We start from the raw sequence: 21,251 nt of genomic DNA on the forward strand, positions 1-21,251 counted from the left end.
AAGTTAGAAAATGAAATTGAATTTCTATAACGTATACATAGGAAGCCATCCTTTTAAAAAGGAAGTGATTTATCATACAAATTCATGCTGTGAAAATACCAAAGAATATTGGAAATCATTTGTTTTATCAATTTAGTAACTTGATTTCAAATGAGAAGAGAGAACGAATGAAGCGTTTATTAAATTTATGTGATATTAATAGGACTTTGATAGGAGATTTATTAATCCGTTCCCTAGTTTGCCAAAAATATAAAATGAATAATGAAGAAATTAAATTTATATATAATGAGTACGGAAAACCTTTTGTTCAAAATTTTTCTGACTTTCACTTTAATATTTCGCATTCAGGAGAATGGGTGGTCTGTGCCACTGCTAATTCTAATGTAGGTATTGATATTGAAAGAGTTTCAGACATAGAGGCTCTTAAATTAGCAAATGAATTTTTTTCAGAGGAAGAATTTTATGATATATCTAGTATGAATTCTGATGAACAGATTAATTATTTTTATGATATATGGACATTAAAAGAAAGCTATATAAAAACGATTGGAAAAGGGCTTTATATCCCGTTAAATTCATTTTCTATAAAAAAAGAGTCACGAACTTTAATCTCATATAAGAATCTACCTAAAGACTTTTACTTTAGACAATATAGCATTGAGCCGAATTATAAGATATCTGCTTGTGCAACAAGGGAAGAATTTCCGCAGGATATAATAATTAAAGATATTTATACAATTTGCCAAAATATAAAAAAATTTTAAAGTAAGGAGAAAATCAATGCAGAAGACTAAACTTTTTTGCTTTCCACATGCTGGGGGATCTGCGTTTAGTTACGCAAAATGGAAAAATTACTTTAATCCATATATTGAAGTAGTCCCAATAGAGTTAGCTGGTAGAGGATATAGAATTGAAGAAAGCTTGTACCAAAGTATGGAAGAGGCCGTAAATGATGTCTACACTAGTATAGTTAAGCAGATAGAGCATTCGCCCTATATTCTATATGGGCATAGCATGGGAAGTTTGATTGCCTATGAAGTAGCCAGAAAAATACAAAATTCTAAAAACGTATTGCCTGAATTTCTTGTTTTGTCCGGTAGAAACCACCCAAATAGTAAAATGAAAAATATCCGACATAATCTTTCTAACGAACAATTTAAAAGAGAAGTTATTGCAATGGGAGGTACACCGTCCGGGGTACTTCAATCAGAAGAATTAAAGGGAATTTTCCTCCCAATTCTAAGAGCAGATTTTAAAATTGTTGAGACATATATTCATGACAATAATATGCAAGCATGTGATATTGATTTTCTTATATTTAATGGGGAAAATGATGAATTTACTACATATAATCAAGTAATAAAATGGGGGCAATACACAAGTAAAACGTGTACTCTTCACTCTTTTAAAGGTAATCATTTCTTTCTAAATGAAAATATTGAAGAAATAGCAAATAGAATTATAAGAAAGTTAGATTCTAAAAGATTTTCAACTAGTTTTTAGAGTTTTTCTAAGTACAATCATGGCTGAGAAACCAAAAATTAAAGGTGAAAAATACAGGTACTGCTGGAATATCATTGAATGGAGTCATAGAAGCCTCAACGAAATGTTCAAAGGTAGGTAATGATGGAATTCTAAGTAAAATATATGAATTAACTTTAGTTTATTTAGGCTTTACCTGTAGGTGAAGTTTTCTTATCTCATTTTATTTTATCACCAGAAAAATGATCTTCTAAATTAAATTCAAGCATTTTTGAATTTAAACATGTCGTGCTTTCTCATATTGACAGTAATCGACTTACGTGGCTGGAAGAAAGAATTGCTAATTATTTGGGTAATACACCATTATACTTGATACAAGGTACATAACAGTTAGGGAACCTGTATGTAAAGCTACTGTATATGTGAAGTGAAAAGGCCGGCTCTTATACTTATGAGTCTGCCTTTTTGTTTTATGGATATCAAATTAGAGAGCAACATTTCAAAGGGTATCTTATGATATAACTAAGTAGAATTTTAAACAAGGGGATGATGAGATGAATAAATTGAAGGGGAAAGTTGCATTAGTAACAGGGGCTAGTAGGGGAATAGGCGAAGTATTGCCTTACATTTGGCTCAAGCTGGTGCGTTAGTCGTAGTTCACTATAGTAAAAGAAAAGAAGAAGCAGAAAGAGTAGTGCTTGAACTACCCCCACTTTCACTTCGTTTAGAAGTGGGGGATTCCTAAGTAAAGAGTTCTATTGAACTCTAATTTATAAAGGATGGCGACGTACTTTTACAAGATCAGAAGGGGTATTGGAATTACGCTGAGCTTACATCAGATGAACTGAAATCGACGGGGAAAAAATATAAAATTGATAAGAAGCCTTCAATGGCGGTAAATGAGAACAATTTGAACAAATGGATAAAGAAATACAACCCTCAAGCAAAGAAAAAACAGGAGCACATGGATAAATTACAAAAAGAATCACCAAAAAATATTGATGGAACTGTCACTCCCGTTTTAGGAACCAAAAAATTACTTGTTTTGTTGATTGGGTTTACAGATGTTGATATTGCATATAACGATAACGATTGGAGTAACAAATTCTTTTCTACAAATCAAAAGTCAGTAAAGAATTACTATAATGAAGTAAGTAATGGAAAAGTACAGATCACTCCAGCTTCCGAAGCATATGGTACGCAAAATGATGGGGTAGTTAAAATAAAATTAGACTACGCTCATCCGAGTACATCGGGAAAAAGCATGAGTACGGTTATAACAGATGCATTGGCTAAAGCTGATTCTCAAGTGAATTTTGCTAGTTTGGATACTAATAATGATCAAGTCATTGACTCTAAAGATGGCTTCTACATTGTAAGTTTTCTTGCTGGTAATGAACAGGCTGCTCCTGGTGCTCCACTTCCTTATATTTGGGCACATCAGTCGTATGCTCCCAATACAAATCACGATGGTGTTACTGTATCAGGCATGTATACGGCGCAGGGTGAAAAACAATATGGTCATATGGCAACGATTGGTATCCCTGCTCACGAGTTAGGTCATTCCTTTGGCCTGCCAGATCTATATGGTGATAATAATCGTGTGGGTAGCCTAAGTATAATGGGTAATGGATCTTGGAATAGTCTTCAAGGAGAAGATTATGGAGCTACACCCGGTCATATGGATGCTTGGTCAAAAGTAAAATTAGGATTTGTAACACCAAATGTAGTAAATACCACTAATAACTTTATTCTAAATGCGATCCCAAATAACTATAATGTGTTAAAGATTCCTTTAAAGGATAATACGTATTTTTTAGTTGAGAATCGCGCAAAGGTTGGGTATGATGCGAGCTTACCAACAAATTCTGGTGGTATTGCGGTTTGGCATATTGATGAATCCATGAATAATAATTCCAGTGATCCTCATCCTTTCATTGATATAGAGCAATCCATCAGTGAATACCAAGATCCGTTCTATTACACGAATCAAAATCATGCTGCTACCTTTGGTCCAGACACTAATCCGAATAGTAATACCTACACGGGAGAAAAGTCAGGAGTAACGATTACAACGACAAGTACAAGTAATTCTGCTATGAATGTAGCAGTCACAACAAAAGAAGCTAGTTTAATTCTGCAGACAAACTGGGCACTAAAATATGTAGATAGCTATAATTGGTACAATTTAGGTACGTATGCCTTTGACGGAAACAAAGACACATTTTGGCATACAAACTGGAGCCCTGTTGCTCCAATGCCACACGAGATTCAAATTGATTTGGGTACGACCTATAACCTTTCCAAATTCAGCTACCTGCCAAGGCAAGACGGCCAAATAAATGGGACGATTAAGGACTATGAGTTTTACGTCAGTGGTGATGGAGTGAATTGGGGAACAGCTGTGTCCATAGGTGCTTTTGCAAATAATACTAATTTGAAAGAAGTCAGCTTTGCAAACAAAACAGGTCGTTATATTAGACTACGTGCATTAAGCGAGGTAAATAATAATCCATGGACAAGTGCGGCTGAAATTAATGTATTTGGAGTGGCTCAATAATATATTTGTGAGTAGCTATTTAAATCATTGATACGCTACTCCAAAGGGTTATCATCTGCTGAGAGTTTCGTTCGGCATTTGATAACCTTTTTATCCTATATTAGCCAATATGTAAAAGAAAAACTCGGATTGATAAAATTCACTTTCTTAGCTTAGTTTAATTCTTTTCGTAAACATATTTAAAGACATCTCATATTAATGGCAAATGAAAATTTCAGATGAAGTGAAAAAATACTATGTAAGTAAAATAGGGAAAAATTTAGCAAAATAGAAAGTGAATTTGAGATGCAAATATCCAGCAATGAGTGGCAGCAAGTATTAGAAGGAAAATAAATAAAAATAGGGGACGCATTTCCTATGTAACTTACAAGAAGATATGTATGAACAATTAAAAGAGAGGACATCACTATATTTTTAAAAAGTAGGGTTCCTTAAAGTGGGCAGATTGTTTCAACAGATAAATTTACTGTCGATGGTTCATGGTAGGAAGCAAGTGGTCTACAAACAAATAATCTCCTAAATTATTAAAAATTTTTAGTTCCAGTTAAAGAATTCTTATTATATAAGAATTCTTTTTTGTATCAAAAGTATACAAAGTAAAAAGATAAGATCGGCGAACACAATCTTATCTTTAGCACAAGGAGTAAACAAAAAGGATAACCATTATATTTTTATTTTGCTTAGATTTTTGCTGATTCTTAATATTAAAACCATAATCAACAATAGTATATATATTGAGAAAGTAATTACAAATTTTGTTGTAAATATTTTTAAAAAATGAAAGTAAACTTTCACTTTCCTCAAACTAATGACTTAATAGAATTTTATTATCTAATTTTTTTAATGTCTTGAATAATTTCGTCATAAGGAGTATTTTCGACACCTGAATATTTTTTTAGAACTTTTCCATTTTTGTTAATCAGATAAAAACTTGTGCCATGTATAACTTGTGTATCATTTTCTGGCTTAGTTACAAGTGATTGGAAGTTTTCTTTAGCAAACTTTTCAATATCTGCTCTTTTATATCCCGTGAGGAAATGAGTCCTACTTCCATCCATTGCATAGGTCTTCATAAATTCTGTTATTTTTTCTGGTGTGTCTACTTCAGGATCAACACTAAATGATACAAACTCTACATCTTTAATCCCGTCCGTATTCAACATTCTCTGGAGTTTTGCCATATTGGCTGTCATAGGTGGACAAACTGTTTGGCAACTTGTAAAGAAGAAATCAGCTACCCAAATTTTATCTTGTAACTCAGCTGATCCAAATTGCTTCCCATTTTGATCGGTAAATGAGAACTTTTGTACATCCCAATCTAGTGAATTGTTGAGTTTTGCATCTTTGCATGCTCCTAGAGCTATAACTGTGATTATAAGTATAAGTGATCTAATGAAATTCATTTTTTTCATATGTATTTATCTCCTTTCATTTTTTATAGATTTTACGGAATGGTTATATGAACTACCCAACAATCGGTAGTATTTACTTTGGTTAATTTTTATTTTTAATAGCCATCGAATTAATCTTAACAAAACCGAATGAATCCCCTTGTTCCAGGGTATTTATAATAATACTACTATGCATATAGCTTCCTCTTTGATGTTTATAGTTCACAAGACTGCTTATAATTAAGATTGTTAGGTATGTCATTATTACATACATAGCTTCTTTATTTTACGGATCATAATAAAAGGTTAAAGGTAAAGTAAAACAAGAAGATATTATCTAGTACTTTGTTATACAAAGCGCGATATCTGATAAGAAGTATTTTATGTAAGGAAAAATAGATAGTTCATTCAAGAACATATTGATAATACTGGTAATAAATTCATCTCTGTATGATCCTTGAATTAATATCCTTCATAAGAGTGAAAAAACACCATATATTTGGCTAATGTGTTAAAAATAGAGTTAACTATAGTATAAATTAAAGATTAAATTATACATATTGAGAAAATATTTTAGAGATTGAATATTAAGATTTCCCCTATTAAAATTAAATTTGAAATGAAAGGATAATCTGTAAGCATGGCCCTTATGTAGAAAAGAGATAGGACTATTTCTATCTCTTTTTGTTATGCTGGCAGTTTATATATCTTTAATTAATTCTTTATACACATGTAAAGGAATTTAGATTATACCTGATATATTCCTTTTATTAAGTTAACTTAGTTAATTGATTCTAGAATTTTATAACATTAGGAGGATAGCAAATGAAAAATTATCAACTTACACAGATTTTAAGAGAAAAAAGAAATATAGACAAAAATTATTACGAATTTTTGCATGAAACGGATTTAAGTATGGGAATTTATGAATTGAAAGCAGGATCTTTAGATATGCAACAACCACATACAGAAGATGAAGTATATTATATTATCAATGGCAGAGCACAACTTGAAGTAGAGAGTGAAAATATTTTTGTTGAATCTGGTTCTATTATTTATGTAAAGGCTAACATGGAACATAGATTTCATACTATTGAAGAAGATCTCACGGTACTTGTTTTCTTTGCACCTGCTGAATACTCTTGCGAAAAAGATTTTAAATTACAACGATAATTGCATAATAATAAAGGTGAAAATGAAAGTCTTTTTATCAAGTTTGTTTAAATTAGACAACAACTAATTATAGGCAGGTATATTATTCCATTAAAGAAAAATAAACTTTTTCAATAAATAGTAATCAATAGAAAAAAACAAAAATGTTAAAATTAGTAAATTTATGTTTAAAAAAGGTAAACTTTACGGCGTTTTTTATGAATTCTTGTTTGTTTTTTCAAGTAAAAATATCTAGTTGCATGCCTTTCAACTTGATAGTTTTTGGTATTTTTTTACATAAAAATATATTTGCGGAAAAATATTTCTAAATATTTCTAATCTATTGAACAATCAAAAGTTTTAGTATACGATTACAACGTGTTATCAAAATATACAGAGAAGAAAAGGAGATTACATATGAAAAATAAAAAAATTGGAATCATCATGAGAAAAGGTTATAGCATTCATGGTGATCATATTGAAACTGCTGGAAGAATATCTGATGAACTTTACTTGTTTACGAGTGTACCAAGTAAAACAAAGGATGCGCGCTTTAAAGAAGTAATTGTACTTGAAGAGGCTTCTGAAATAGATGCTGAAAATTATATTTTTACAAAAGGAAAAGATATAGGAATTAGTTTTTTTGTGACTTGGCAAGAAACTGATATTGTCTTAACTGCTAAAATTAATGAACACTTTGAAAATAAGGCGTTATCTGTTGAAGCTGCTACGACATCTCGAGATAAATCAAAGCAGAGAGAGTTTATGTTAAAGAATTCTATTGCTAGTCCTAAATTTGCAAAAATTAATTCTATAGAGGATGCAGAGAAAGAAATAGAAAATATTCCTTTCCCTGTAATCATTAAGCCTACTATGGCCGCTAGTAGTGAATCTGTATATTTAGTTAACAGTTTAGAAGAATTGAATAATTCATTAGAAAAAATTATTAATCTTTCTAAAACAAATAAAGGATTCTATTTTAACCAAACACAACAATGTGTGGCATTAGTTGAAGAATTTCTGACTGGGGAAGAAATTACAGTTGATGGAGTCGTCTTAAATGGTGAATTTTACCTTGGTGGAATTCACAATAAAAATAAAATGATGGGTCCATATTTCGAGGAAGATGAATACACTTTACCGTATGTTGGTGTAGATGAAGACATAGTTGTTAATATTGCTAAAGAAATATGTGGAAAATTAGCTATTGAAAACAGTTTATTTAATGTAGAACTACGCCGAGATACGCAAGGGAATTTTAAAGTTGTAGAATTTAGTACTAGAATCAGTGGCGGGCATGTTTATCGTAATATACGTGATGTACATGGTATTGATTTAGTAGCCGTTAATATTCTTGGTTTATTAGATTGTAAAGGGGATATTGTGGAATTCTTCTTAAATAGATCTACAACACCAAAATCTTGTACTTGTATTAAATTTGTATATAGATCTGGAATAATAAAGAAAAATGAATTGGGAATTGTTGCTGAACAGCCAGAATATAAGGCTTACTATCCTGTAGCTAAAGTAGGATCTGAAGTATATCATGCTCCAAAAGGATTTGATATAACGGGCTTACTTTCATTAAGAGCACCATATAAAGATAAATCTGATGTAGAAAAATTGCGCGAAAGAGCTAGAGAATTAGATAATCAATTAGATATAGAATTAGAAATTCCAGTTCATGCATAAAAACTTGGCTAAATCTGGTTGTTATATTCCTTGTTTTAAATGAGGAATATAACCCCTAGATTTATCGATAGATTATTTAATAGTATCACCTTATAACCGAGTAATCCGATTTGTATAATTATAGAAATGGAGTGGAAACAATATGAATAAAAGGGTATCAATTTTGGGAGCACCTACCTACTTCGGAGCTAGTATAGGAGGGGTTGACCTTGGACCATTTGTTGTAAGATATGGTGGTATATCCAAACAATTAACTGAAATCGGAATTGATTTTGTTGATTTAGGAGATATTTCTCTTCCTTCAACCAATAATGAAAATTATGGGATTATCAAACAAGACTTTACAAATGAAGTCATTAATATATGTGAAAATATTGCTTCAACAGTTGAGAACGAATTAGAAAAAGGGCAGTTCCCATTAGTTTTAGGCGGAGATCATAGTATTGCAATTGGTACTGTTACTGGAATTCTTAGAAAAATACCACGATTGGGAGTAATCTGGTTTGATGCTCATGGGGATGCAAATACATTTGAAACATCGATTTCTGGTAATATTCATGGGATGTCTTTAGCAATTCTCTTAGGATACGGTAACGAAAAATTTAAAGATTTTCTAGAGAAAGAAACTAAAATTGATCCAAAGAATATCGTACAAATAGGAATTCGTGATTTAGACCCGGGGGAAGAAGAGTTTCTCAAAAATTTAGGAGTAACAATTTTTACAGCAGACGATGTGAGAAAGCATGGAATAAAAAACATTATGGAAAAGGCGATTAAGATTCTCAATAATAATACAGATGCAGTTCATCTAACATTTGATTTAGATGCTTTAGATCCTGAATTTGCTCCTGGAGGAGGATTAGCTGTTCCACATGGTTTAAGTTTAGATGATACAAAAGAGGCAATTGATATGTTAAAAAATAATACAAACCTAATAGCGGCAGAGTTCACGGAAATAAACCCTATATTAGATAAAGATAATATTACTGTCAACACAACAATTGAACTTATTACTGGACTTTTAAGTAAGAAGGTTACTATGTCTAAATAAAATGTTTTCTGAAATTAATTTTAAAAATATAAAAAACTAAAATTATATACGAGAATTTTAAAAAAACGAAAAGGACGAGTCAAATGAATAATAAAATCTATGACGTTATTGGAATTGGATTTGGGCCAGCTAACCTAGCTTTAGCAACTGCTATAGAAGAAGAAAATAGTTCAATGGAAAGAATCTTTCTGGAAGAAAAAACGCACTATCAATGGCATCCTGGAATGCTTTTAGATAATACAAATATTCAAATTTCATTTTTGAAAGACCTTGTAACTCTAAAAAATCCTAAAAGTAAATTCTCATTTTTAAATTATTTACATGAAAATGAGAGACTAAGCGATTTTATTAATCTCTCAGAGTTTTATCCGTCAAGACTTGAATACAATGATTATATGTCTTGGGTTGCCTCTCAATTAGAAGAACACGTTTATTATAGTAGATCGGTAGTTTCAGTAGACCCTGTTATGTCTGAAAATTCTGTTGAATTATTAGAAGTTATTGTGCAAAATACAGAAACTAATCAATTAGAGAGCTATATTACTAAAAATATTGTTTTGGCTACGGGTGGAACACCAAGAACTCCAGTAAATATTGAAATGAATAATAGTAGAGTATTTCATTCTAGTCAATTTAAGAATAAAATTAATAATTTCAAACAAGATGATGCTCATAAGTTTTTAGTTGTAGGATCAGGACAAAGTTCAGCTGAATTATTTTTCCATCTAATCAATAATTATCCGAAATCAGATATCACTGCAACAATGAGACCTTTCTCATATAAAGCTGTAAATGAAAGTAAGCTTGTTAATCGTATATTTGATGCTAATATGATTGATTTTATTTATTCTTTACCAGAAAAAAATCGAGATGCTTTATTAAAACACCACAGTGATACAAATTATGCAGCTGCGGATGGAAGTTTAATTAGTCAAATTAATAAAGCTTTATATAACCAAAAATTCCATGGAGAAGATCGTTTTAGAATAAAGCCATTTTTAGAATTAACTGAGATAAAAACACTGTCTGATAAAGCTGTTGTTTATTACAGAGACATAGTTAAACATACAGAAATTGTTATTGAAGCTGATGCTGTAATTCTTGCTACTGGGTACGAAAGTAAAAAGAACCATCCTTTATTAAAAAATCTTAACTCGTACATTTCAGATAATATTGAAGTTTCCCGAAATTATCGTTTAGAAACAACGGATAAATTTAAACCTGGTATTTATTTGCAGGGTGTAAATGAAAGCACTCATGGACTGAGTGACACTTTATTATCTAATTTATCTATTCGATCAAATGAAATTTTAAAAACTGTACAAGAAAATAATTCATTAACAGAAGAAAAAACTAAAAACGTGGTTTCATAATATAGGGGGTCTAAAGATGCATATTGAAAAGATAAATCCACAGATTTTCACAAATGAATATGATATTATGTGTCAACGATTATTTCCGCATTCTAATAAATTGTATGATTCACCATTTGGTGCAATGTGGGGAATCATAGAACCTGGAGAAATTTCTAAAATTCATGGACATCATGAAGTTGAAACTTTTATTATCTTTAAGGGTGAAGGAATAGTTAAAGTGGGCAAAAAAGAAGAACCTGTTACGCAAGGGGACGCCATCTTTATTCCACCATTTGAAGAACATAGTTTGAAAAATACATCAGATGAAAATTTGATATTCTTCACCATATGGTGGGAAAATGCTTTTAGTAAAAAAAATAGCAAGAAGTTAGATTCAGGTAAAAAGAAATATTTAATAACGGCCACACCACCAACACCTAATGGTGATTTACATGTGGGGCACCTATCTGGTCCATATACAGGAGCTGACATTTTAACTAGATATTTAAAACTTAAAGGAAATGAAGTCTTTTATATGAGTGGGGCAGATGATCATCAAAGCTATGTGCCGTTTAAGGCGGGACAATTAGAAAAATCTCCTAGAGAAACGGCAGATCATTTTGCTAATGAAATTGAAAAAACATTAAGACTAGCAGAAATTAATCCGGATATTTTTGTAAAACCTCATTTTTCAACATTCCATATTGAGTTTGTCAAAGAGTTTTTTGAAAAACTTTGGAATGAAGGTAAATTAGTAGAAAAAGAAGTCGACATTCTATTCTGTAAGCAATGCGATAAGCACCTTTATGAAGCTTATGTGAGAGGTAATTGTCCACATTGTGATGAATTATCAGATGGCAACGCTTGTGAAAAATGTGGTAGACCTAATTTGTGTATTGATTTATTAAACCCAACCTGTAAATGTTGTGGCAGCGAACCAGGGAAATCTAAAATTAAACAACTATTTTTCCCATTAAGTAATTATAAAACACAATTAAAACAGTACTACAAAGAATTAAAAATAGGGCCACATTTAACGGCATTATGTGAGAGAATGCTAGATGAGGATTTGCCTGATATTCCTATTTCACATGTATCTGATTGGGGAATTCCAGTTCCGGTAGAAGGATATGAAAATCAAACTATATATGTATGGTTTGAAATGGCACCTGGATATTTATCTGCAACAAACGAATTAATTCAGGATAAAAATCTTTCGTATACGTTAAGAGATTTTTGGAATAATCAAGATACAACTATCATTAATTTCTTTGGATATGATAATGGTTATTTCCATTCAGTGCTTTTCCCAGCTATTTGGCTAGCATATAGTGAAGATATAACTCTTCCTAAAACAATGATAACGAATGAATTTTATCAACTAGAGGGTCTTAAGTTTTCAACAAGCAGGGGACATGCTGTATGGGGCAAAGAATTATTAGAAAATGCTTCACATGATGTTGTAAGGTATTATTTATCTTATAGTAGGCCGGAAACAGTTGAAACAAACTTCACTATGGAAGAATTTAATCATATTGTAGATACGAACTTAAACCAAGAATGGGAATCTTGGTTACATGATTTAAAATGCAAGTTAGAAGCAGAGTTTTCAAATGCTGCTCCAGAATTAGAGACATTATCAGGTAACTATTTAATGTATTATCAACATGTAAATCGAATTATGAATGAAATTATGAATGCATATGAACCAAATACATTTTCACCCCAAAAGGTAGTTAGATTATTAAATGAATTAGTTAGAATTGTTAAAAAATTCTCGGCAGGAGAAGAGTTTTTAACGGTATTAAAGAATAATCAACAAAGAAGAAATACTGCTATTGCACTAGAATTATATACTGCAAAAATTTTAGCATTATTTTCTAGCCCAATCATGCCTACATTTGGTAAAATGCTATGGGGGGATTTGGGATTTAATATTGACATGCAGTTGGATGAAGAAGTAAACTTTTTGCCTGCCGGTCAGAAAGTAAATCTTCAAAAGAATTATTTTTCAAAAACAAACAACAGTTTTTATCTTCAGAATATTTGATAATATAAGGAGGTAGTACTTACCTCCTTATATTTCCTAATAAAAAATATATAGGGAGCTCAAATTATGAAAGAGAAACTAAAAATTGGAGTAGTAGGCCCTTTTTCAGGTCCTAGGTCTGTATACGGTCAAATGTTAATTGAGGGTGTAAATCGTGCGAAGCTAAATTATGCTGGTAACATCGAATGGATTTATCAAGATGATAAAGGAGATCCAAATACCATCAAAGATATCTCTAAAAAAATGATTGAATCAGGCGTTGTTGCTGTAATTGGACACTTTAATAGTGCATGTGCTTTAAAAGCAATACCGTTTTATTCCAAGGCGAAAATCCCATTCTTAGTTCCTGCATCAACTAATTTAGACGTTACGCTTAATAACGAAGAATTAGTATTTAGGTTTTGTTCTAATGATTTGGTACAAGCTGAAACTGTTATTAATTTTTTGAAAACTAAAGATATTCAAACGATTGCGGCGGTTTCTGATGAAACATTTTACGGAAAAAGCCTAGCAGATTTGCTGTATCAAAATGCAAATTCTTTATTTAAAGAAGTTACTAGAATTGAAGATTTTAATAGTGAAAATAATAAGTATAGCGATGCAATATTCTTTGCTGGGACACATTTTAACTCTGCAACTTACCTAAAGGAACTAAGGATGAGAGGGTATAAAGGGATTTTTATAGCTTCAGATGATTCTTATGTAGATGAATTTATAGAATTAGCTAAAGATTATTCCAATGATGCTTTTACCATAAAGGCAAAAGAAGATTATGTAGAAACATCATTTCTTGCAGCTTCGTATCTATTAGATTGTATTGAATCTAATGTAGAAAATTTAATTAATGAATTAGCGAGAGGTAATTCTACAATTAAATTTTCAAACAATGGAGATCGTTTAGGAGCTTCATGGATAATTGCACAAGTTATTGATAAATCTTTTGTTGAGGTGAATTATCATAAAACATTCAGCTGATGTAGTTATTATTGGGGGCGGCATTATTGGTGCAGCTATACAGTATTATTTAACCAAGCAAAATATTACAAATACAATTTTATTAGAGAAAAATTACTTTAGTAGTGGATCAACAGGCCAATCAGGAGGTTTTATAAGGGTCTATCATAATGATCCCTATCTAACTGAAATAGCGAAAGAAGGAATAAATGATTTTTTTAGTATTAGTGAAAAGGTTAAATTTAAGCAGACTGGAATGTTATATGTTGAAAGTGAAACACAACATATAAAAATGGAAAAGCAAATTGGAGAACTTAAAAATTCTGGACATAAAATTACTATCCTTTCATCTGAAGTATTAAAGAAAGAATTTGAATTTATAAATTTGCCTAAAAACACCTGTGTGGCTTACGAGGAACAAGCAGGGTACATTAGCCCATCGTTAGCCACGAATACATGGATTGAAACATCTAAAACTAAAGGTGCATTAGCTTGTGAAGGAATCGAAGTGAAAGAAATTTTAATGGATAATAACTGTGTTGTAGGAGTTAAAACCTCCTATGGGACTATATATTGTAAACATATTGTTGTGGCAGCTGGAGCCTGGAGTGGAAATATATTAGATACTATAGGTATTAAAATTCCAGTAAGAAGTAAAATTATTCAAATTCATTTCTTTGATGGAATAGGGCAAAAAGACCATCCAATTTTTATAGATGATAGTACTGGATTATATGGCAGACCTGATAGTCTAGGTACTTCTCTAGTAGGATATCCAGTAGATAAGTATGATATTGACCCGGACAAAAAAATGTCAATTGACCCAAATGACTTACAAAAAATGCTTCAAAATTCAAAAAGTAGATTGCCATATCTAAATAAAAACTTATTTATAGGTGGAAGAAGAAGCTTTGATGCATATACAGCAGATAATCGAGGAATTATAGAACAATTTCCACAAGCAGAAGGTTTAATCGTTGCAACTGGCTGGAGTGGTGGTGGAGTAAAGTTGGCTCCTGGTATTGGTAAGAGAATAGCAAAAATGATTACTGGAGTATAGGGGGAGAAAAGACTATGAACAATCTCGAGAATATTGAAGTTTTTGAAGCGACTTATGATGATAGAGAGACTGTTATCAATTTAATTAGAATGTATATGGAATTCTATGAAAAACCGGTGCATGAAAACAGTTCTTTAGATGAATTAGTTAATACTATAATAAAAAATAGAGATTTGGGATTATTCTACGTTTGTACGGTTAATAAAGAGCCAATAGGATTTGCTACTTTATATACCACTTTCAGTACGTTAAGTATGGGAAGAGCAATGATCTTGAATGATTTATTTGTTATCCCTGATTATAGAAAATTGGGTGTTGGGGATATGTTATTTAATACTTGTAAAAAGTACGTCCAAGACAATAATTATGCATATATGGAATGGGTTACCGCAAATGATAATATGGTTGCTCAAAACTTCTATAAAAAACAAAAGGCAAATAAGAGTGATTGGATTGTTTACAGTATTTAAATAACAATCTAATAGTATTTAGGGCGGATATAACAGAATATTTTCAATGTGCAATTTTGTTATGTATTTTCCAAATCCCTTTCTTTAAACAAGTTAAAACAAATTTAAGGTCAAACAACCGATATAAGAAAGAAGGAATGTATAATGCCAATTCAATTTATATTTATAGTACTATTGGCGCTGACTCTTTGTGGGGAAGGTATGTTAACAGTAACTCTAACCTGGACAATTTTGGATAAAGGGGGATCAGTTACTCATTTAGGAATTATATTAACATTAATGAGTTTGTTACCATTCTTTATGCAAAAATATTCGAAAAGTCTTAAGATGTGGTTAACAAAAAGTCCATTGTTAATTTTCTCTGGTGTCCGTTGCATCGGCATTATTCTGATTATAATAAGTCTTTTAAATAGTGAGCACATTAATGTTTTTACTTTATATATTTTTGCAGGTGTTTTTTCTATTATTTTATTTTTATCTACGCAAAGTTTGGAAACATATATGTCTCAAATGGTATTATCAGGAGAAATTCCAGCAGGAAAGGCTTCAAATATGTTACAAACTGCAATACAAATTGGAGCATTTGGTGGGAACGCAATAGCAGGATTTATGATGAATGTAGGTGGATTTAATAATGTACTTTATGGTTTAGCATTCTCATTAGGTATTGGGGTATTTTTACCTCTTCTGATGCCTCTATTAAAAAGTAAAGAGGTTCAGCAAAATAAAAAACCTGTATCAAATCATATTGAAAAAATAAATCCAATAGATAATTCAAAAATATTGTGGATTACAATTACTGGTATTGCTGTTTTAACAATACAACTTGCTTCATTTAATTTTTTAGTACCAATTTTATTTCACGATGTATATCGTTGGGATCCTATGCAGTATGGATTTGTTAGTGCTGCAGCAGGTTTAGGGGCTTTATTAGCTACACTTGTTGGGAAATTTGAAAAATTTATTCCAAGGTCAATTTTTATATTAATTGCTGTTTTTGATATTACTTTAGGATTAGTGCATTCCTGGTATTTAGCAATTGCCGTTTCATTTATGCTTGGTTTTGTTTTTAATCGTTCACGTATCAACCAAAGAACTGTGATGTTTGACTTTATTAAAACAAAAGAAGAAACGGTTATTTGGTCTAGTCGATCTACACTAGCATTCCAGTTTACCAAAGCTGCTTTACCTTTAACGTTAGCATTACCTATTCAATGGATTGGGATTATGAATGCAGGCCATCTGTTTGGAGTAATAGGTACGATTGTTGCTGCTACTATGATGGTAATTTATCTAAACGAACTAAATCATAGAAAAAAAATAGAAGTTTTACAACAAGAAGTTGCTCCAAAATCATTTTAATAGCAGCGTATTAAATGAAAAGAACAGCTAATGAAGTGAATTTTATAATGTAGAAACAATGTATAAATAACTATGTAGAAATGAGTACTGTATTATACAGTACTCATTTCTTTTAATTCGGCTGTAATTATAATTAAAATAGTCAATATATTTTCCTGTTTCCAATTCAAATGAAACAATATCCGCGATAATTCTTTATATAAACATGAGAGTATTAGCTCATTTTACGTCGTTATAAATATTGTTTTTGCTAAGAAGATTCCTTCCACAAGGGTAAGTAGGTGGAAGATGAATTGGCTTCGAACAAGGGATGGTAGGAAGCCATTTAAATTGTTTGACATACATAAAGTGTTACTAGCTAGTTTATTATTTCACTACATATAGAGCGTCCGCTCGCTTTAGGGGGGCATATTTAAAGAAGGGTGAAATGAATGATGATTAATAAAGAATATAAATTTCGTATATATCCAAATTAAATACAAGCAACCCTTGATCAAAAAACGATTGGCTGTACCCGTTTTGGCAACCTTGCCGAAGCTTATACACGCTTTTTCAAAAAAATAAAACAGTGCCGTTGTGGGAAACAAAATTAAATTGTCGAAACTTGTTCTTGTTCATTTTTCCAAAAATTGTTATCACTCCATTATATTTAAATATTGCTATGCATTTTTTGGAGTAATGTATTTATATTATGTTTTAGAGTGGTGACTTAAACTTAATTTATATTATCAAAAAACTACACCCCAATTGTTAGGAGTGTAGTTTTTAGTTGTGGTATTTATTATTATGAAAAGTCGCTTATAACTTTAATTCTCTGCTAAATCATAATTAGTATTTGTTTTGAAAATTATAAGATTAGACACTATTTGAGCTACAGAACTATAATTATTAACAAATTCTTCTAATTCTTTCAAATCAGCTATTATTATTTTAGCAATAAAGTCAGTCTTTCCTGTAACTCTATAACAAAATTCAATATTTGTTTCAAGTTGAATACAATCCATAAATTCCTGATATTGTCCTTCTTTAACTTTTATTTCTAATATTGCTTGTAAAGAATTTGTATTTGTTTCCTTAACGCTATTTTCCGTTCCAATCATGTGAGCGGATTTAGTTTGAATAACGGTATTTTTCATTTGATAAAAAATCCTTTCAAATTAGTTTCGAATAGAAAAAATATAATCTTTTTCCATTACAGATGAAATGGAAAGTTGAATTAGGGTTTAGTATTATAAAGGTATTCAGATATAGATATAAAATATTGTGTGATAAAAAACTTTTAAAGGAGGAATTTATATTATGAAAAGAGCATCGGATGATCAAAAGTTATTGAGTATATATTTTCAACAAATTGTAAAAGCAATTATACTTATGAAATAGTATAACATTCTATCATTCATTAAGAGGCATATTATTGAAGAAATTTTAATGGATTTTTGGTAAATACAATAGTTTTCCCAACGCTAAAGAGCAGTAATATAAAACTAAAAATATTGAGAAATACGAAGATTAGGTCTATTAATATTGGATTTATTATGCGAAATGTTATAATACATATATAAGCATTATTTAAAAAAGCAACTCGAACCCCAATCCGAGTTGCTTTTTTATTATCTGTTTAATTATCAAAAAGCAACTAAGTGAATTGTTATGTTAGTTTATAATATCCCAAATACCAATAATTCGTATTTAAGATATTTAATTTAAATATTTTATAAAATGCGGGTGTTTGAAAATTGAATTTTTATATGTAATATTGCATATAATAGCTTTTGCTTATTATGTTATAATTCTATTAGTAAATTATTCATCCATTAATTTACTTCTATTCATATCGGTGGATATGAAAACCCTAAATTATAAATAAAAAGAGANNTCTCTTTTTATTTATAATTTAGATTACTAGTCAAAATGATTATTATAATCATTTATTACTTTTAAAAAAAGTTTATAAAACCCCAGTTATTTCAAATTCTCCAATATCCATTTTCAAGTATTAAAACATTTAGCTAGTGTGTATCTTAATCAAGTGTATCTCTGATAAAAGAAAATAAAGAATTAATAAGGCTATTTACACAGCTGTTTAATTTCCTATAGAAAAACGGACAGAAATTCTAAAGAAATGAGAAAGAGATAGCCTTGATATCTTAGGTGTTGTGTAAAATTTTTCTATGTTTCACAATCGTATAGCATAATTTTAAAAATTGAAACCAGATAGAGTTCATTTGGTATGCAAACCTATGCAAAAAATAAATTGGATCTATAAAGAGTTGATTCGGGTAGTATTCAAGTAGAAAGTGAAAATACATAAATAATTGAAGGTACTATGATTGGTTATATCCATGTTGGGTATTTAAGACTGAGGGATTTGCTAGCTTATTAAAGACTTGAATGAGTTTGAAATAAATGGGGATGTTTATGGAAATTTAGGTGTATAAAAAAATGAAACAAAACCATTATTTCATAGCAAGTGGGAAGAACAAGCATATAAGCATACTCTTAAAAAAGGTAGATTTCTATGGGTGGAAAGTCTTTATACAATAAAATATGCTATCTAGTTAAAAAATAAGAAGTTAAAAAACATTATCTTATTAGTGAGAAAATTAAGAAGGACCTGATGTATTAAAACAGGTCCTTAAACTAAAGCATTAGAAACAAACTGTCACCATTATAATACCAATAAAGATAATTTAATTCAATATATTAAATATTGAGAAATAAATAATAATAATTCCATTTTATCGTAAATAAAAGAGCACTTGCTTCCTGTAACAAATAATACTATCACCATTACATATATTATCTAATTACAATTTATATAGGGAAACCCTGTTTTTTTATTTAATTGAATTTATCCTTTTCGTTTCTATTTACTTATATTTTCATTCTTATTGAACGCTACTTCAGTAGCGGTTTGTCTATATCCAAGGTTGCCTCGTGTGAAAATAAGAATAAGCAAAGCAACAAGGCCCAATCCTATCACTACAAATAAATCTGTATTCTTTAGAACAGGGTTGATGGAATGAGTTTGTACCAAGCTAAACGTATTTACACTCGTATGAACTAGCATGACAATAAATAAGTTGCCGTGATGACAATTATAGACCCAAGTAAGAATGATTGAGATTGGTAAACACATCAAAATAAAAATTGGTAAATGAACATATAGGATAGAAAGGTCAGAACTTGGTCCACCTCTTTGGGCAGCCGTTAAGAAATGTGGAAGATGCCAAAATGCCCATAAAACACTAAGGAGGAGTGTAGCTTTTAGTGGTCCAAATTTTGTTTGTAAACGAGGCAGAGCAAAACCACGCCAACCGATTTCCTCAGGGAAAGGTCCACCGAGAAAGAAAATAACTACAAAAGAGATGAGATAGGTTACAAAAAATTCAGTATTTAAGCTATGAAAAGTAGGTATCCCTCCATTTACTATCACCATCCCCAGATACATTACAGCAGGGATAACGATGAGAGTAAACAAGTACCACTTCAAACCAACTTTAATAGAGAGGATGCTTTTTCTAACTTTTTTCCATGACTCTTTGCCTTCAAGAGTTTGAAACATAATATACGCTGCTAACATAGGACCTACAAATGCATTGGCATAAAAGAAAAGGTCAAACACTTTTGTTTTCGGGAAAATACCCCATTGCGACAAGATAAATGGAATTAATACAACCCACGAGAATACATATGCCATTACAAAAAATGAAGTTAACGGATAGGATTTCAAATACCTTCTCAAACCTGTCGATGAGTTTTGCGATTTTGTTAAATCCTTCAGCATAATCACCTCTTCAATTTTAATATCCTACGATATGTGCTAATTCTACATGATCTCATAATGAACCTTTTTGATGTAATAAAGTTAAGGATTTTGTAAGAAAGGAGCGATACGTTACAAAGAAAAGTAGGGATTTATATAACCATTTTATTCATTTCTTTTTCTAAATTGAGTGATATCTAATTATTAAACAATTTAAATGTCGATACCCGCACTTGAAATTGTTATAATTAAAATGTTTTTAATGTTTTAATAATGGAGGCTAGAGAATGAAAATTGCAATAGTCTGTTTTGATAACTTTACTGATATAGATGTTTTTTTACCATGGGATTTATTAAATCGTGTACGTTTAGTTGGCGGTATTTCTGATTGGAATGTCCAACTATTAGGAACGGAAAAAACTCATATATCCTCGTCTGGTTTACGCATTCCCATGACAGGAAGCATAAATGATATTCCTTCCGCTGACGCTGTAATATTTGCAAGTGGTAAGGGTGTACAGGATTTATATCAAAATCAAGAATATCTTAATAGCATTCATGTAGATCCTCATAGGCAATTAATAGGCTCTATGTGTTCTGGTTCACTACTACTAGGAGCTAAAAAATTGTTAACTGGCAAAAAAGCAACTACATATCCATCCGCAGTGGAACGACTTAAAGAATATGATGTAGACGTTATTGAGCAAAGTTTCGTAAATGAAGGAAATATCTCGACTGCCGCAGGTTGTTTTGCTGCACAAGATCTATCAGCTTGGATTATTAGGACTCTAATTAATGAAGAAATGGTTGAGACTGTACTAGAAACTGTTCAGCCAGTGGGCAAAGGTCTATATTTTTAATTTCAAATCAAGTCAGAAATAGTTGAACTGACTTAATTAATTATAA

At 30.8% G+C, this 21,251-nt stretch carries 15 protein-coding genes and 2 pseudogenes; 14 read left to right on the top strand and 3 right to left on the bottom strand.

Translation table 11 applies throughout. The features are described 5' to 3' along the window. The first annotated feature begins 89 nt into the window (after nt 1–89). The 4 genes and pseudogenes from B5P42_RS03590 to B5P42_RS03605 all read left to right on the top strand — a co-directional run. Nucleotides 90–764 (top strand): 4'-phosphopantetheinyl transferase family protein, encoded by a 675-nt coding sequence (locus tag B5P42_RS03590; RefSeq protein WP_113733667.1) that lies wholly within the window; start codon nt 90–92, stop codon nt 762–764. A gap of 16 nt (nt 765–780) precedes the next feature. Next, a complete protein-coding gene (locus B5P42_RS03595; protein WP_113733668.1) occupies nt 781–1,503 on the top strand; it encodes a thioesterase II family protein in 723 nt (240 codons plus the stop codon). A 533-nt stretch (nt 1,504–2,036) separates the two neighbouring features. Continuing rightward, nucleotides 2,037–2,179, top strand: a pseudogene (locus B5P42_RS32255) (SDR family NAD(P)-dependent oxidoreductase); the annotation flags it as partial. Between the two features lie 78 nt (nt 2,180–2,257). After that, nucleotides 2,258–4,042, top strand: a pseudogene (locus tag B5P42_RS03605) (M6 family metalloprotease domain-containing protein); the annotation flags it as partial. An 827-nt stretch (nt 4,043–4,869) separates the two neighbouring features. On the opposite strand, the gene B5P42_RS03615 reads toward B5P42_RS03605, so the two are convergent. Then, entirely contained in the window at nt 4,870–5,454 is a 585-nt protein-coding gene (locus B5P42_RS03615) for an SCO family protein (protein WP_098155382.1), read from the bottom strand. 804 nt (nt 5,455–6,258) lie between these two features. Between B5P42_RS03615 and B5P42_RS03620 the strand changes: the two genes are divergently transcribed. The 9 genes from B5P42_RS03620 to B5P42_RS03660 all read left to right on the top strand — a co-directional run bounded on the left by B5P42_RS03620 (nt 6,259) and on the right by B5P42_RS03660 (nt 16,579). Then, the gene (locus B5P42_RS03620) at nt 6,259–6,606 is read left to right on the top strand and encodes a cupin domain-containing protein (RefSeq protein ID WP_097836468.1); all 348 of its coding nucleotides are present in this window, start codon (nt 6,259–6,261) and stop codon (nt 6,604–6,606) included. Nucleotides 6,607–7,002: 396 nt separating this feature from the next. Next, nucleotides 7,003–8,277 carry an ATP-grasp domain-containing protein gene (locus B5P42_RS03625; protein ID WP_113733669.1) on the top strand — a complete coding sequence of 425 codons (1,275 nt, stop codon included), beginning with the start codon at nt 7,003–7,005 and terminating at the stop codon, nt 8,275–8,277. A 142-nt stretch (nt 8,278–8,419) separates the two neighbouring features. Further along, nucleotides 8,420–9,328 (top strand): arginase, encoded by a 909-nt coding sequence (rocF, locus tag B5P42_RS03630; RefSeq protein WP_113733670.1) that lies wholly within the window; start codon nt 8,420–8,422, stop codon nt 9,326–9,328. A gap of 83 nt (nt 9,329–9,411) precedes the next feature. Beyond that, nucleotides 9,412–10,701: a lysine N(6)-hydroxylase/L-ornithine N(5)-oxygenase family protein gene (locus tag B5P42_RS03635; RefSeq protein ID WP_113733671.1), complete on the top strand. Its 1,290-nt coding sequence runs from the start codon at nt 9,412–9,414 to the stop codon at nt 10,699–10,701. Nucleotides 10,702–10,717: 16 nt separating this feature from the next. Further along, nucleotides 10,718–12,733 carry a class I tRNA ligase family protein gene (locus B5P42_RS03640; protein ID WP_113733672.1) on the top strand — a complete coding sequence of 672 codons (2,016 nt, stop codon included), beginning with the start codon at nt 10,718–10,720 and terminating at the stop codon, nt 12,731–12,733. Between the two features lie 66 nt (nt 12,734–12,799). Continuing rightward, entirely contained in the window at nt 12,800–13,708 is a 909-nt protein-coding gene (locus tag B5P42_RS03645; protein WP_085313157.1) for a branched-chain amino acid ABC transporter substrate-binding protein, read from the top strand. Between the two features lie 10 nt (nt 13,709–13,718). Beyond that, nucleotides 13,719–14,747 (top strand): NAD(P)/FAD-dependent oxidoreductase, encoded by a 1,029-nt coding sequence (locus B5P42_RS03650; RefSeq protein ID WP_113733673.1) that lies wholly within the window; start codon nt 13,719–13,721, stop codon nt 14,745–14,747. A gap of 14 nt (nt 14,748–14,761) precedes the next feature. Beyond that, complete coding sequence (locus B5P42_RS03655) at nt 14,762–15,217, top strand: GNAT family N-acetyltransferase (protein WP_113733674.1); 456 nt, start codon at nt 14,762–14,764, stop codon at nt 15,215–15,217. Nucleotides 15,218–15,361: 144 nt separating this feature from the next. Continuing rightward, complete coding sequence (locus tag B5P42_RS03660) at nt 15,362–16,579, top strand: MFS transporter (RefSeq protein ID WP_002191540.1); 1,218 nt, start codon at nt 15,362–15,364, stop codon at nt 16,577–16,579. Between the two features lie 806 nt (nt 16,580–17,385). On the opposite strand, the gene B5P42_RS03665 is transcribed toward B5P42_RS03660, so the two are convergent. Together B5P42_RS03665 and B5P42_RS03670 are read right to left on the bottom strand one after the other, a co-directional pair. After that, nucleotides 17,386–17,715, bottom strand: a complete 330-nt coding sequence (locus B5P42_RS03665; RefSeq protein ID WP_113733675.1) for an Lrp/AsnC family transcriptional regulator — start codon at nt 17,713–17,715, stop codon at nt 17,386–17,388. A 1,730-nt stretch (nt 17,716–19,445) separates the two neighbouring features. After that, complete coding sequence (locus tag B5P42_RS03670) at nt 19,446–20,366, bottom strand: CPBP family intramembrane glutamic endopeptidase (protein WP_113733676.1); 921 nt, start codon at nt 20,364–20,366, stop codon at nt 19,446–19,448. Nucleotides 20,367–20,632: 266 nt separating this feature from the next. Here B5P42_RS03670 and B5P42_RS03675 point away from each other — a divergent pair, with 266 nt between their 5' ends. Then, complete coding sequence (locus tag B5P42_RS03675; protein ID WP_113733677.1) at nt 20,633–21,205, top strand: DJ-1/PfpI family protein; 573 nt, start codon at nt 20,633–20,635, stop codon at nt 21,203–21,205. The last annotated feature ends 46 nt before the right edge of the window (nt 21,206–21,251 follow it).

Origin of the sequence: Bacillus sp. SRB_331 (assembly GCF_003264175.1) — a bacterium.
GTDB lineage: Bacteria > Bacillota > Bacilli > Bacillales > Bacillaceae_G > Bacillus_A > Bacillus_A mycoides.